This is a genomic window from Pseudogemmobacter hezensis (genome assembly GCF_013155295.1).
Lineage (GTDB): Bacteria > Pseudomonadota > Alphaproteobacteria > Rhodobacterales > Rhodobacteraceae > Pseudogemmobacter > Pseudogemmobacter hezensis.
In genome coordinates this window covers 1-13,475 of record NZ_JABJXT010000004.1, presented here as the reverse complement: position 1 = coordinate 13,475, position 13,475 = coordinate 1, and the positions used below count along the sequence as shown (strand labels likewise).

Below are 13,475 nucleotides of genomic sequence, written 5' to 3'. Positions count from 1 at the left end.
ATGGATCTGAACCTGCGCGGTAAAGTCGTGGTGGTGACGGGCGGTGCCTCGGGTATCGGCCAGGGCATTACCGAGGTTCTGTCAAAAGAAGGGGCGCGGGTGGCGGTGATTGCCCGCCGCGCCCCCGACCCCGCCTGGCTGGCGGAAACCGGGGCACGTTTTTATGAGGCCGAGCTGTCGGATGACGCGGCCTGTGCGCAGGCGGTGGCGGCTTTGCAGGCGGATCTGGGCCCCGAGTATGGCCCGGTCTACGGCCTTGTGAACAATGCAGGCGCCAATGATGGTGTCGGGCTGGACAAGGGACCTCAGGCCTTTCGCGCCAGCCTCGATCAGAACCTGATCCATTATTATACGATGGTGCATCTGCTGGCGGCTGACCTGCGGGCCAGCCGTGGTTCGATTGTGAACATCAGTTCGAAAACGGCCCTGACGGGTCAGGGCGGCACCTCGGCCTATGTGGCGGCAAAGGCGGCGCAGCTGGGCCTGACCCGCGAATGGGCGGCCGAGTTCCTGCCCGACGGCGTGCGCGTCAACGCCATCGTGGTGGCCGAGGTGATGACCCCTCTTTACCGCCGCTGGCTGGATACCCTGCCCGACCCCGAAAGCGCGCTTTCCGCGATCACCCGCCGCATTCCGCTGGGTCAGCGGATGACCACGGCGCATGAAATCGCCGATACCTGCGCTTTCCTTCTGTCGGAACGTGCAGGCCATACAACCGGGCAATGGCTGTTCCCTGACGGCGGCTATACGCATCTCGACCGGGCGCTTGGCGCACAGGGTATGTGATAGCTGCGGCAGCACCGCAAAGGTCAGTCGCAGGTCGGAAAAGCAAAAGCGCGGCCCCGTCGTTTCGGGGCCGCGCTTTTCAGTTACGGCATCGGATCAGACGATCACAAAATGCGATGCGGTCAGATTGGTCCAGTCGGATACGGTTGCGAAATGCACCGCAGCCCCTGCCCCATTGCCATCGGCGTCATAATAGATCCGCCCCGAACTGTCGTCATAGATCAGCCGATGCCCGGCTGTGGTCGCAGTGAGACCCTTCGTAAAAGCAGATGCCGCCAGCGCGCCTGGTGTCAGCCCGGTAAAGATTGCCGCGCTCAGCTGGATGATGTCTTCGGCAGGCGAGAAATCCGCCAGCGTGCTGACATTGCCAGCGGCCAGCGCTGTCGAAAAGACGAATACATCTGCGCCTCGGTCGCCAAACAGCTGGTTCAGCCCTGCCCCACCATCGAGGGTGTCAGCGTTGTGACCGCCATAGAGAGTGTCGTTCCCTGCCCCGCCATAAAGAAGATCTGAATTATAGCCGCCATAAAGGGCATCGTTGCCGTCTTCGCCGTAAAGCCTGTCATCGCCATACCCCCCCTCGATCGTGTCGTTTCCAACACCCCCATAGGCAAAATCATTGTTATAGCCTGCATCGATAAAATCATTGCCCGCACCGCCATAAACCAGGTCATCACCGAAGCCGGCAAGCAACGAGTCATCGCCAAGACCGCCATAAATGGTGTCATTGTCCGAGCCACCGTCAATCGTATCATTGCCAGCGCGGCCATCGATCAGATCGGCACCAGTCCGGCCTTCGAAGATGTTGCCCTGATCGTCACCCAGCATCGTGTCACTGTAGTATGTGCCTACGATTCTTTCGATACTGATATAGGTGTCTCCAGCCGCATCCCCCTGATTATCCGCCATGTTCGCCAGATCGAGATAAATTTTGTGGAGTGCGCCGGTGTATACTGCGGTATCGAAGCCATCGCCCCCATCGAGAATGTCTGCGCCACGGTCACCGTTCAGCGTGTCATCGCCGCTGCCGCCATAGAGACTGTCATCGCCATAATCGCCGTGCAGAGAGTCATCACCCATCCGGCCAGCCAACCAGTCATTGCCAAGGCCGCCAGAAAGCACATTCTCACCGGCGTCCCCCAGCAGCGTGTCGTTAAAGCGCGTTCCGTACAGGCCTTCTATGCTGATCAGAGTATCCTGCGCAGCCGGACCAAGGCTTGCAGATGGCGCCTCCAGATCGATCCGGATTGCCTCTCTGGAAAAGCTGTAATTCGCACGATCATTGCCCTCACCGCCGTCAAGCAGATTAGCGCCCTCGCCCGGGATCAGACTATCATCGCCGCTGCCGCCGTAAAGACTGTCATCCCCGGCCCCGCCATCGATAACGTCATCGCCACCGCCGCCCCAGATCCGGTTTGACACCGCATCACCGATAAAACGGTCGCCGTGGCTGGTAAGGATAAAGTCTTCAATGCTTGAGAAGCTGTCCCCCTCAGCATCACCGCCAGAGTCCCAGCCCGCAAAATCAAAACGAACCCAGACGGCGCTGTCCGAGGCTGAAAAATCCACCAGATCGCGTCCGGCACCACCGAAGAAGCTATCGGCCCCGGCCCCGCCGATAAAGGTGTCGTTGCCCTCACCGCCATAAAGCGCGTTGTTGCCCAGCCCCCCCGACAGCACATCATTGCCGTCAGCGCCCCAGATCTGATCATCCAGCGCCCCGCCCCGGATCGTATCATCATAACCCGAGCCGCTGACGCTCTCGATGCTGATCAGGGTATTGCCGCCTGGATTATTGGCCAGGGGGGCGAAATCAGCCAGGATTCCGGCTGTGGCATCAGAGAAATCCACGACGTCAAAGCCATCGCCACCATCAAGAAGGTTGCTGCCCGCCCCCCCGCCAGCGTATCATTGCCCGCGCCGCCATAAAGGCTGTCATCACCATCGCGCCCGCGCAGCAGGTCATTCCCGGCCGCGCCCCAGATTGCGTTGGCCAGATTGTCACCCAGCAGCACATCATTGAATGCCGAACCGTAGAGGTCCTCGATGCTGACATAGGTGTCGCCCGCCGCAATCCCGCCATTGGCCGAAGGCGTCAGCAGATCGACCCTCACCCAACTGTTCGCGTCAGAATATTGTGCCCGGTCGCGGCCCGCGCCACCATCCAGCAGATCACTGCCGGCGCCGCCGTAAAGCACGTCATTGCCCGCGCCGCCATAAAGGCTGTCGTCGCCACCGCGCCCGTGCAGAACGTCATTGCCGCCTGCCGCCCAGATCGCATTGGCCGCATTATCGCCTTGCAGCGTGTCATGATGCTCTGAGCCACGCAGATCCTCGATACCGTCCAGAATATCGCCTGCAGCGATCCCGGTGTTGGCCGAAGGGGTCAGCATATCGACCCGCAGCCCGGTGGTTGCATCGGCGTAACTCGCCTGATCGCGGCCATCCCCCCCCGAGAGACGATCCGCCCCCGCGCCGCCGATCAGCGTATCATCCCCCGTGCCGCCATAAAGGCTGTCGTTCCCGCCGCGCCCCATCAGATAGTCGTGGCCCGCCGCACCCCAGATGGCATTGGCAAGGTTGTCGCCCTGGACGGTGTCGTTGAAGGCCGTCGCCACGACATCCTCGATGCCAGAGAATGTATCGCCCGCCGCGATCCCGGTATTGTTTGCAACCAGAACCAGATCGACCCGCAACCCGGCGCCGGAATCCGAATAGTTCACCTGATCACGCCCGGCCCCACCCGAGAGAAGGTCGGCCCCTGCGCCCCCATAAAGCGTGTCATCGCCCGCGCCACCAAACAGTGTGTCATTGCCACTGCGCCCATAAAGCAGGTCATTGCCGGCCTGCCCCCAGATCCCATTGGCGCCACCATCGCCCAGAAGTGTGTCGTTATAGGTCGATTCGGAAAGATCCTCGACGCTGGCATAGCTGTCGCCTGCGGCAATCCCGCTATTGGTCGCAGGCGTCAGCAGATCAGCCCGCACCGCGGCCGTCGCATCGGCATAATTCGCCTGATCACGCCCATCGCCGCCCGAGAGAAGATCCGCCCCCGCGCCGCCGATCAGCGTATCATCCCCCGCCCCGCCATAAAGGCTGTCGTCCCCGCCGCGCCCCATCAGATAGTCGTGGCCCGCTGCGCCCCAGATGGCATTGGCAAGATTGTCGCCCTGGACGGTGTCGTTGAAGGCCGTCGCCATGACATCCTCGATGCCAGAGAATGTATCGCCCTCGGCAATCCCGGTATTGTTTGCAGCCACGGCCAGATCGACCCGCAACCCGGCGGTCGAATCTGAGTAATTCACCTGATCGCGGCCATCGCCCCCGGCCAGAACATCGGCCCCTGCCCCGCCATAAAGCGTGTCATTGCCGGCGCCACCAAACAGCGTATCATTGCCGCTGCGCCCATAAAGCAGGTCATTCCCGGCCGCACCCCAGATCCGATTGGCCCCGCCATCGCCCAGAAGCGTGTCGTTAAAGGCCGAGCCCACCAGATCCTCAATGCTGATATAGCTGTCTCCGGCCGCAAATCCGGTATTGGTCGCGGGCAACAGCAAATCCGCCCGCAGCCCCGCCGTCGCGTCAGAATAGCTGGCCTGATCGCGGCCCGCGCCGCCATCCAGCACATCGGCCCCTGCCCCACCAATCAGCGTGTCATTGCCGCCCAGGCCGCGCAATGTGTCATCCCCGGCGAAGCCCTGCAACTGGTTGTCGCCCGCATCCCCAACCAAAGAGTCATTGCCCGCACCACCTGTCATGGCGCGCAGCACGATGCGGGGGGTATCGCCCGCCGCCTGGCTGGCTGGCGTGACATGCGTGTCAAACATCGCGAGAGGGTCGGCCCCTGGCTCCAGGCTGCACAAATAACACATACCAAACACTCCCCTGACCCAAAAACATACCGGATATAAAAGCCACCGCCCTGTCACCTTACCAAAGAGATTGCGGCTGACAATATAGGGATCACAGGTCGCAGCAGCTGAGTTCTGCCATCTGTTCTTTCAGCGCACTTGAAAATGTTCCCTTTATGTTCTAAATCTGTAAACAGATGAACATGGAGGTCCAGCCATGGAAACCGCTGAATTCGGCCTGCCCGTTACCCCCCGCCAGATCGCCTATGCGAAGTCTCTGGCATTGCGCAACAGGACGTTGTTGCCCTGGGATGTTCAGCATGATCGCCAAAGGCTGAGCAGCTGGATAGAGGCGCAGGCCAGGTTGCAGCCCGTGGGCGGGTCTGAGCCAACCTCAAAGCAGGTGGCCTTTGCAGAGCGGATTGCGCGGCATAAACGGCGGGCGATTCCGGATGAATGCTTCCGTGACCGGCAGCTTTTGTCGCGCTGGATAGACAGCAACAAATAGCCCGCTTTCCTGACGGATGTTTGACCAGGGTCATCAAGGGGATCATCTTTTCAATGCCGCCCGCAGATAGGCATCCGGATGTGCAATCGTTTCGACCTGTGCTGCCATTCGATCCTGAAGGTGCAAAAGCGGCCAAAGGCCCAGTTTCGCAACTGCGCTGACCAAAAGATCCTGACCTATTCTTAGCATTCTTCCGAATTCAAACGCGATGGCGAGAGTTTCTCTTTCGCCGTTCGGTTCGGGATAAAAGGCGCTGAGATGGGTCAGCTCAGACCACTCGGGGACAGCTGACCGGCCTGACTTGATTTTTTTTGTATCTGACTTTGGCTCTTTGTGACGGTCATTATGTCCGTCAGAGGCGGGCATTGCGTCAGTTTGCATCTTTGGTTCTGTGGGCGTGACCCTGGGCAAAGGGGCAGATTGCCTTGGTTCTGACGCGGCAGGGGCTGTCAGATCCGCTGCACCGGTTTCTTTGGGTTTTGCGGGATCGATTGTTTTTTGGCCCGTCAGCAGGGCGGTCAGCTGTTGCAAGACAGCCCGCGCCTCGACCAGGGTCAAAGTGGTCCTGCGCATCAGATTGCGCAATCCGTCGATAAAGCTTGCGACCGTGTCTTGCAGAGGCAGTTCAAGGCAGGCGGCGCGCATCCGCAGAACTCTGGCACGGATCCCGCGCAGCTCTTCGGCCTCTTCACGACGTTTCAGGGCCAGTGCCAGCAAGTCGTCGGCGCGGGCGAAAAGCGGCGACAGATCCAGGCCGAATGCGCCGATGGTCTTGCCCGCGCGCATCACCGGAAAGCGCTTGCCATTGGCGCTGTCACGGCGGCAGAGCAGCCCGGCCTTTTCAAGCGCATCGAAGTGACGGCGCAGCTGACGTTCGGTCAGCCCCCTGGTGCGAAAGCCGATGGTCTGGTTGCTGGCATAGATGGTCAGCAAGGTTGCCGGGGTGACTGTGCATTCCTGGCCCGTTTCTGCCCGGCACGGCAGAAAACTGAGCAAGGCATCCAACACCACAACTGACCCTGGCCGCAGGCCCAGATCACGGGCACAGGTATTGACCGCGGCCATGACCTGGCGGCGGGTGACGGGGCGAAAGGCAGGCTGACGGCTGATCATGCCCATATCCATCGCCGCAAAGGGTGTGGATTGGACACAGATCTCCGCTGCAGCGGTCTGCCCGACCGTGCATTCTGTCTGTTTCATGAATTTTCAGACGGCAAACCAAATCCGTTCACCAAAATCGGTGTTGCGCTGATTCGAATTGTGGGCTACGAAATAGGTGTCAATGCTAATCGGAGCCCTCTGAAAGCCAACCGCTTTTGGGGGGTTTCTTTTTTGCCTTAACGTCTGCTCCCTCTTGTTGTTTCGTTGAAATACCCGACCTGCTGGCCGGGTATTGACCAGTGGTCAAGAAGGGTCCGATTTGTTACCTAATTTGACCACTGGTCAATTGTTACTTCGGTTCGGACGAGGCCCTGAACTCTGCCAGCAGATCATCCAGCCGGGCGTCCACAAACTCTGAAAATCCGGCGAATTCCTTGCCTGACAGCCGCAGGGTCAGACGTTTCGCCTCCCGCTCCACCTGCAGGCCCGGGGTTAAAACGCGCTTAACCATGCGCTCGGCAGGCGCGGGTTCGGTGACCTCGGGCGAGGGGGCTTTCAGCCCTTTCAGCACCGCAAGCAGTCGGTCATTGCTGGGAAGCGCCGGATCGATCAGCGCCAGCAGGGCAGGGGGGGCAAGGTCGGGCCGCGCGATAACCGAATCGCGCAACGCCTGCCAGGGGCGCCTGCCCGAATCATGCGCGGGGCCAATCGCCGCGATCACCGCCGCGGGCACCGTGCTGACCACCCCCAGCATCCGGCTGATCATCGTCTTGTCGACCGCCAGAATGCCCGTCACCTCGTCACGGGTCAGGCCGTGGTTCAGCAGCCGATCGGCATAGACGGCCTGTTCGATAAAGCTGCGCTGCAGCCGGGCCGCGTTCTCCAGGCCCTGCGAAATCAGCGCCTCGCGGTCGTCCATCTCGCTGATATAGGCCTGGACCTCTATGCCCAGCTGGCGGCAGGCCTCAATCCGGCGGCGGCCATAGACCACCTCATAGGGCAGGGCGGCGCCCTGAACGCGGCGCAGCAAGACAGGCAACCGCTGCCCCGAGGCCCTGATCGAGGTGACCAGATCCTCAATGCCATCGGTGATGTCGAAACGGTCGCGGATGGCGCTGTCGGCAATCTGCGCGGTGTCGATTGACCGCGGCGCACCTGCGCTTAGCTGATCAAGCCCGCGCTGCACATCGAGGATCCCCGCCGGACGCCGGGCCTTTGGTTCCGGCTCGGTCGGGGGCGTTTGCTTGCCGTCACGAACGGCCTTCAGACTGGACGCCAGAAGATCCCTGCGCATCAGCGCCTCCCCCAGTTTGCCTGCAGCATTTCATGCAGTTCCTCGGCCACCTCATGCACGGACTGGATCGCCCGCTCATAGGTTTTGCGATTGCGCATCTCTGACAGGTCGACCTCAAGCACGGTCTGCTGCGAGACACCCGCCTCACTGATCGCCGAGGATTTCAGGAAGGCCGCCTTCATCACGGCATCCCCAAAGAGGTCGCGGATGAAGGATGCGAAATCCACCTGGGTCGCCACATTGGTATCAAAGCGGCTGAGCAGAAAACGGAAATTGTCGAAAAGCCCGACACCCGCATTTTCGTGCAAGACCTCGGTCAAAGACGCGGCCATGTTCAGGAATTGCGCCGCCGAGGCCAGATCGACCCGCTCGGGGATGATCGTCATCACGATATTGCGGGCCGCGCAGATCGCCGACATGGTGATATAGCCCAGCTGCGGCGGGCAATCGAGCACCACCACATCATAGTCATCTTTCACCACCTGCAGCGCGGCGCGGATCTTGTCAAAGAACACCGGCAGCTCGCCCCGGCTCAGCGCGGCGGGGGTTTCATGTTCGAACTCGGCAACCTGAATGCCGCCCGGCACCAGGTCGAGGTTGGGGAAGCAGCTTTTGCGGATCACATCGGTGATCGGCTTCGGGCCCTCGCCGCTGTCGCGGTCGCGGTAGCGGATCACGTCATAGAAAGAGCCGCCGTCGAAGAAGTCGATCTCGGGCTGATAGCCGAAGAAGGTCGTCAGCGAGGCCTGGGGGTCACAGTCAATCGCCAGCACCCGCAGCCCGCGCAGGCTTAGCTCTTGCGCGGCATGGATCGCGGTCGAGGTCTTGCCAGAGCCGCCCTTGAAGTTGACGAAGGCCAGAACCTGCATCTCGTCTTTCGCCAGATCGTGGCGGCCGGGGCGGAACTGGTCGGGGTTCTTGGCGGTTGCTGCCAGCACGCTGCGGATCTCATGGATCTGGGCAGCGGTGTATTTGCGCCGACCCCCGGGTCCGATTCCGACCTCGGGGATGCGCCCCTCGTGGTGGGCCTTGCGCAGATAGCCGTCGGCCACGCCAAGGTAATAGCTGGCCTCGCCTGCCGAGAAAGACCGCAGGGTCTTGGCCTCATGGGGTGCAAAAGAGCGCTCTGACAAGGCCCGCAGGGCCGCTGTCAGATCCTTCGCAAAGCCCATGAGATGTTCATGAAGCGCTTGTGTCATCTGTCCGCTCGCGTAACTGTCGGGGCTTTGGAACGCTTTTTCCCCGATTTTTGGCTTTATAGCGTCCAGTCTATGGCGCGATCCGGCCTCTGTGGCAAGAATTTGTTTTGCCTGCACGGAACGCATTTCGCGCTATGTCGCGCAAAATATCGTTCCTTCCGATGGCGCATGGTGGCTCTGATGTCGCGTAATAAGCTGAAAATAAATGATTTAAATAATGCACAGACCTATCAACAGGCTGATCTGCAGGTGGGATTGATAGTTTTCCGTTCCTTTTGGCGGCATAGCCCGCAGGAACGGCAGCGCCCTTCGTGCCCCATTTCAGCGTCCGGCGGGGCAGGGGGCGATTCCTTGCGCCAGGCCGCTTGTTGCAAGGTCTTACAGCCCGGCCGCCTTGGTCAGGTTCACCCGGAACCTGTCGCGCCGGCGCTGATAGCGGCGGGTCATCTCGGCGCTGGCATGGCCAAGCTGCTTCTGCACATGCCGCTCATCGACCTCGGCGGAAGAGGCCAGACCTGCCCTGAGGCTGTGGCCCGAGAAAAGCCTGTGGCGTCCTTCCTCGGGCATGTCACCCCGCAAGCCCGCCGCCTGGGCGGCGCGTTTGACCAGCCTTGCGACCTCGCGGTCGTTCAGGCGCATCGGCCCAACCTCTTTTCCGCGTCCGGTGACGCGGCGAAACAGCGGGCCACGGGTGATGCGTGAGAAATTCAGCCAGTTTTCCAGGGCGGTGATCGGGCAGGTGGCCGGGGCAGAGCCGCGCCCGATCTCGACCTCGCGCCAGCCGGTTTTACCGCGCAGCGTTACAAGCAGGCCGCCCGGCAGAATGCTGATCCAGCCGCGGCCGTCCTCAGACTGGTCGCGCCCGGCATCAAGGCCGGTGATCTCGGATCGGCGCAGGCCCCCCGCAAAGCCGATCAGCAGCATCGCCCGGTCGCGCAGGCCCCGCAGGCTGCCCTGGTCGCAACTGTCGAGCATCGCGATCAGATCTTCGGGCAGGATCGCCTCTTTCTGCTGCGGCGGGCGGGCATGGCTGTTGCGGATCCCGGCCAGCACCGTGGCGATATGGCGGTCGCGGCGGTCAAGGCTATGGCCGCGCTGCGTATAGGCCCAGACCAGGGCGGAGAGCCGCCGCTCTATAGTGGTGACTGCATTCCGGCGCCCGCCGACCGATTTGGCACCGCTGGCGCAGGCCGTAATATAGAGGCCGACGATCCGGGGGTCTGGCAGGATCGGGTCCAGCTCTTCGCGGCGACACCAGGCAGAGAAATGGCGCCAGTCGGCGGCATAGGCCTTGCGGGTGTTTGCAGAGCTTGCGGCCTCGGCATAGCCGCGCGCCCGCTCTGCCAGATCGCGCAGGGCGGGGGGCTGGTGCTCTTGCCGCAGGACGGAGTGGGGCGTCGATGCCGAGCCGCCGCTGTCTGCCTCGTTGTTCATCTTCTGCCCCGATGGGTTTTGGCGCGGCGGTAATGCCGCAGGTTGATCCTGGTTGCTATGGGCCAATGCCAGAAGGCGGCGTGACAATTTCCCGCGTCCTGATGTGGCAGATGGCCTATTTCTGCATTAAACTCAAAGACAACCGATAATGCAATCTTATTGGACATTATATAAGAGAGACAGGCGCGGCGGATATTGCAAGTAAAACTAGAATAAAACGCCGATACTTGCTAGCGTCCCACTATGAAAATTGCCGAAAAGTCTCTCCTGCCACCCAAAAGTCCTCCGGCTATGCCGCGCTGGATCCGGCAGGGCACGGGCCGCGATGATGTTGAAACAGCGATATTTTCCACCGGGGCAGCCCTCGCGGTTCTCGATCCGATTGCCCGGTCCGACGCCCGATCGGCATCCTCTGGCGCAAGCGGCTGCCGCTCTCTAGCGCAGCGGCGATTTCCCAATTGGAAGGGCGCAGGGAAGGCGAGGCGCAGCTGTGGGATGCCTTCGCGCTGCGAAACCCCGGTGATGATCCCGGCCCCGCCGGGCGGATGCTGATCGGCTGGCGCGCCTTGGGCGAGGCGCGGGCGTTGAGATCGGCGGAGTGGCCCGCGCGCTTGCCCGGCTTCTTTGACCTGCCACCCGAGCCGAGCGCGGAGATTTTGCGCGACCTCGGTGCTCGATTTGTCGGCCGCAAGCCGCCGCTGCGCTTTGCCGCTGAAACCGGGCGCGAGATTCTCGCTCTAGGCCCGGCCCATCGCGGCTTGGCGCTCTGGCTGGCGGATGCGCTTTTGGCTCGAGCACTCGGCTGGGACCGGCCGGTGTCGCTGCTCGCCGCTCATTTGCCGCGGGCAGCCCTCCGGCTGGAAGGGGAGGCGTGGCTTGCGGCCTGCGCAAGTGCCTAGGGCAGGGGGGCGGTTGCCGCCTTCGATCTGCACATCGAGCTGACCCGCCGCGCCGATGCGTTGCGCGCCGCGCATTTGCGGCGGCCGGGAAAGGACACAGCATCCATCATCACCGGGCTCCTGACGGAGGATGCGCTGGCGGCTCAGGCGGGGGCCGAGGCCAGTGATCGTGCGGCGCGGCGGCTCTTTGATCGGCTGACCTCGCTGGGGTTGGTGCGTGAACTTACCGGGCGACCGACCTTTCGGCTTTACGGGTTGTGACCATGGCCTCGAAAACCGCCGAGCCACTGGACACCGAACTCGCCGAGCTGCCGCAGGCGTTGCGCTGGCGGGAATGGATGGCGCGGGTTGAGGCTGTGCTATTCACCGCCTCCGAGCCGGTGGGGCGGGAGGTGCTCGCCCGAGTGGTCGGTCGGGATTGCGCGCTGGACCTGCTGATCGAGGACATTGCTGCCGAACTCGTGGGGCGACCCTATGAGATTGCCCGCATCGCAGGCGGCTGGCAGTTCCGCACGAGGCCGCAACATTCGGCGGCGATCCGGGCAGCGCGCGGCGAGGGTGAAGCTGTTCGCGATCTCACCCAGAATGAAGCGCTTGTCCTGACCATCATCGCCTATATGCAGCCGGTGACCCGTGGTGCGATCTCGCGCCTGACCGGCCGCGAGGTCAGCCGAGATCTGATTGCACGGCTGCACCGCCAGGCCCTGATCGCCCGAGGTCCGCGCAGCCCCGAACCCGGTGCGCCCTACACCTATGTCACCACAGCGGGTTTTTTGGTGCAGTTCGGACTGGAAACCCTACGCGACCTGCCGGACCTTGAGGCGCTGGAAGATGCCGGACTGTTGAAGCCTGCAGCTGACATCGCGCTGGATCTGCCGATTGTTGGTGAAGGCGAATGATCTCCCCCCCGACCTCATGATTTTCAGTCTGTTCAGGGTCGGCTGGCGAGAAGGGCGGTAACCTGCTGAGTGCCGTCCAACCAAGCGGCTACGTCTGGGCGTCGCCATTCGATGATCCGGCGAATGCGCGCGTGGTCCTCTGCGAGGTTGCGAGCGAAGATCGGCTCGTGGTGAGCGATCCGGTTTCTCAGCTTTCTCACTTGGTCGATGTCATCAAACAACCTGGCGCGCGCCTGCGAAAGCGTAAGCGCCTTGTCGTAGCCTGGGAAGGTCCGGGCTAGATGATGATCCCAGATCCGAGGCTGCTGCCCCTTCAGGAACATGAAGCGCCAGAAGGCGAACTTCAGTTCGGCGACTACCTTGCCGGCCGTGGGAAGCTTCGCAGCGCAGCCCGTCAGGTCTTCTCGGGGTCTGTAGCCCTTCGTAGGTGCGGGGAGAGTGTAGACAAAACCTCGGTTCAGATGCCAGTTCGCGCCGAAAACCGACTCGATCGCCTCAACCGCCCCGTTTCGGATCGACAGTTCGCAGAATTGCAACATGACGTAGAACGCCGCCGATACATCCGTGTTCCAGCAATAGAGGGCCATGGCCTTCTGACGGTCTCCACCGGCTTCACGCAGATAGGTGGCAAACCGGGGAGGCGACAGCACCGCCTCGAGATCAAGAATCAGCTGGTTCGAAAAGCGTGTCGGCATGGATTGTTGCGGTATAGCGATGTTGACCCGAAGACCATAGTGACCTATCTTGGGTAAGCAAGGCTTTGAGGTTCGCGGGTGTATGCCTTCCCTCATCGTCGTAAGATCTGCAGAAAGCCCGTCGCGTTTGCGGCGGGTTTTTTCGTCCTGAGGCCAAGTTTCCATTTTTTATGGGTTGTTGGTCCGTTGGGATGGCGTCACGGACTTGTTGAGGCTGAGCTCATCGAAGCTTAGGTATCGCTTTGTAATTATGCATTATAATAGTAGTTGAAGCATGTCGGGGCGCTGCACGGCGATCACCGCAGGCTAAGGTGGCAGCCCTATACTTGTCGGCCGCTGAGATATGACATTCCCCGTTGCGGCCTTGGCTTGACGTAGGTGCAGCTGACGCTTCACAGTCACAGCAAGAGCACTAAAACCACGCGTTTCCGGACGCTTGTACTCGTTGGATCTGTAAACACGGCCTTGCGCTGAGCGTTTGCATTTCTGAAAACCGGAAGAATTCCGATGGACAAGGGCTGCAATGAAAGCGTTTGAATTTGACCACCAGTTGATCGGCGCTTACGAGCACTTTTCGCGTTCATTCGGCGCAATCCGGGCACCCGACCTGAAATCCGAGATCGATGCCCAGTACGACGCCGGAAAATTCTGGCCGGATGCACTCTTGTCTCTGAACCCACGCTGTTGAATCTCACGCGGAACTGAGCCGGTTTTGTCACCGAGAAGTGAGCCACCTCTGATTATGGATTTTGGTTCAAGCTGGGGTCAAGGTTGGGTGTGTCTCCTTCTTTTTTCTTACTGCAGCTGCT

11 protein-coding genes and 1 pseudogene are annotated in these 13,475 nt (G+C 61.4%); 5 read left to right on the top strand and 7 right to left on the bottom strand.

Annotation, left to right across the window (positions count from 1 at the left end):
* Positions 1-786 (top strand): L-fucose dehydrogenase, encoded by a 786-nt coding sequence (locus HOY34_RS05715; protein WP_172360752.1) that lies wholly within the window; start codon positions 1-3, stop codon positions 784-786.
* Positions 787-882: 96 nt separating this feature from the next.
* Here HOY34_RS05715 and HOY34_RS05710 read toward each other — a convergent pair whose 3' ends face one another.
* Both HOY34_RS05710 and HOY34_RS05705 read right to left on the bottom strand, forming a co-directional pair.
* Positions 883-2,637: a calcium-binding protein gene (locus HOY34_RS05710; protein ID WP_172360750.1), complete on the bottom strand. Its 1,755-nt coding sequence runs from the start codon at positions 2,635-2,637 to the stop codon at positions 883-885.
* Positions 2,559-4,613: a calcium-binding protein gene (locus HOY34_RS05705; RefSeq protein WP_172360748.1), complete on the bottom strand. Its 2,055-nt coding sequence runs from the start codon at positions 4,611-4,613 to the stop codon at positions 2,559-2,561. Before HOY34_RS05705 ends, HOY34_RS05710 begins: the two co-directional genes overlap by 79 nt.
* A gap of 241 nt (positions 4,614-4,854) precedes the next feature.
* Between HOY34_RS05705 and HOY34_RS05700 the strand changes: the two genes are divergently transcribed.
* Complete coding sequence (locus HOY34_RS05700; RefSeq protein ID WP_172360746.1) at positions 4,855-5,145, top strand: hypothetical protein; 291 nt, start codon at positions 4,855-4,857, stop codon at positions 5,143-5,145.
* Between the two features lie 42 nt (positions 5,146-5,187).
* Here the strand turns inward: HOY34_RS05700 and HOY34_RS05695 are convergent, their stop codons facing one another.
* The 4 genes from HOY34_RS05695 to HOY34_RS05680 all read right to left on the bottom strand — a co-directional run bounded on the left by HOY34_RS05695 (position 5,188) and on the right by HOY34_RS05680 (position 10,173).
* Positions 5,188-6,345: a helix-turn-helix domain-containing protein gene (locus tag HOY34_RS05695; RefSeq protein ID WP_172360744.1), complete on the bottom strand. Its 1,158-nt coding sequence runs from the start codon at positions 6,343-6,345 to the stop codon at positions 5,188-5,190.
* Between the two features lie 250 nt (positions 6,346-6,595).
* Positions 6,596-7,540: a plasmid partitioning protein RepB gene (gene repB / locus HOY34_RS05690; RefSeq protein ID WP_172360742.1), complete on the bottom strand. Its 945-nt coding sequence runs from the start codon at positions 7,538-7,540 to the stop codon at positions 6,596-6,598.
* Positions 7,540-8,739: a plasmid partitioning protein RepA gene (gene repA / locus HOY34_RS05685; RefSeq protein ID WP_172360740.1), complete on the bottom strand. Its 1,200-nt coding sequence runs from the start codon at positions 8,737-8,739 to the stop codon at positions 7,540-7,542. The genes repB and repA overlap by 1 nt, the downstream gene beginning before the upstream one ends.
* Positions 8,740-9,117: 378 nt before the next feature.
* On the bottom strand, positions 9,118-10,173 hold the full coding sequence (locus HOY34_RS05680; RefSeq protein ID WP_172360738.1) for a tyrosine-type recombinase/integrase: 1,056 nt from the start codon (positions 10,171-10,173) through the stop codon (positions 9,118-9,120).
* A gap of 458 nt (positions 10,174-10,631) precedes the next feature.
* Between HOY34_RS05680 and HOY34_RS22005 the strand changes: the two are divergent.
* Together HOY34_RS22005 and scpB are read left to right on the top strand one after the other, a co-directional pair.
* A pseudogene (locus tag HOY34_RS22005) lies at positions 10,632-11,333 on the top strand (DUF1403 family protein).
* A 2-nt stretch (positions 11,334-11,335) separates the two neighbouring features.
* Positions 11,336-11,971, top strand: a complete 636-nt coding sequence (gene scpB / locus HOY34_RS05665; protein ID WP_172360736.1) for an SMC-Scp complex subunit ScpB — start codon at positions 11,336-11,338, stop codon at positions 11,969-11,971.
* Between the two features lie 32 nt (positions 11,972-12,003).
* On the opposite strand, the gene HOY34_RS05660 is transcribed toward scpB, so the two are convergent.
* Positions 12,004-12,666, bottom strand: a complete 663-nt coding sequence (locus HOY34_RS05660) for a hypothetical protein (protein WP_172360734.1) — start codon at positions 12,664-12,666, stop codon at positions 12,004-12,006.
* Between the two features lie 523 nt (positions 12,667-13,189).
* Here HOY34_RS05660 and HOY34_RS05655 point away from each other — a divergent pair.
* Entirely contained in the window at positions 13,190-13,354 is a 165-nt protein-coding gene (locus HOY34_RS05655) for a hypothetical protein (RefSeq protein ID WP_172360732.1), read from the top strand.
* The last annotated feature ends 121 nt before the right edge of the window (positions 13,355-13,475 follow it).

What these genes read in the sequence shown, in the direction of transcription:
- HOY34_RS05715 (WP_172360752.1), top strand. Translation starts at nt 1, where the DNA reads ATGGATCTGAACCTGCGCGGTAAAGTCGTGGTGGTGACGGGCGGTGCC.
- HOY34_RS05705 (WP_172360748.1), bottom strand. Translation starts at nt 4,613, where the DNA reads ATGTTTGACACGCATGTCACGCCAGCCAGCCAGGCGGCGGGCGATACC.
- HOY34_RS05700 (WP_172360746.1), top strand. Translation starts at nt 4,855, where the DNA reads ATGGAAACCGCTGAATTCGGCCTGCCCGTTACCCCCCGCCAGATCGCC.
- HOY34_RS05695 (WP_172360744.1), bottom strand. Translation starts at nt 6,345, where the DNA reads ATGAAACAGACAGAATGCACGGTCGGGCAGACCGCTGCAGCGGAGATC.
- repB (WP_172360742.1), bottom strand. Translation starts at nt 7,540, where the DNA reads ATGCGCAGGGATCTTCTGGCGTCCAGTCTGAAGGCCGTTCGTGACGGC.
- repA (WP_172360740.1), bottom strand. Translation starts at nt 8,739, where the DNA reads ATGACACAAGCGCTTCATGAACATCTCATGGGCTTTGCGAAGGATCTG.
- HOY34_RS05680 (WP_172360738.1), bottom strand. Translation starts at nt 10,173, where the DNA reads ATGAACAACGAGGCAGACAGCGGCGGCTCGGCATCGACGCCCCACTCC.
- scpB (WP_172360736.1), top strand. Translation starts at nt 11,336, where the DNA reads ATGGCCTCGAAAACCGCCGAGCCACTGGACACCGAACTCGCCGAGCTG.
- HOY34_RS05660 (WP_172360734.1), bottom strand. Translation starts at nt 12,666, where the DNA reads ATGCCGACACGCTTTTCGAACCAGCTGATTCTTGATCTCGAGGCGGTG.
- HOY34_RS05655 (WP_172360732.1), top strand. Translation starts at nt 13,190, where the DNA reads ATGAAAGCGTTTGAATTTGACCACCAGTTGATCGGCGCTTACGAGCAC.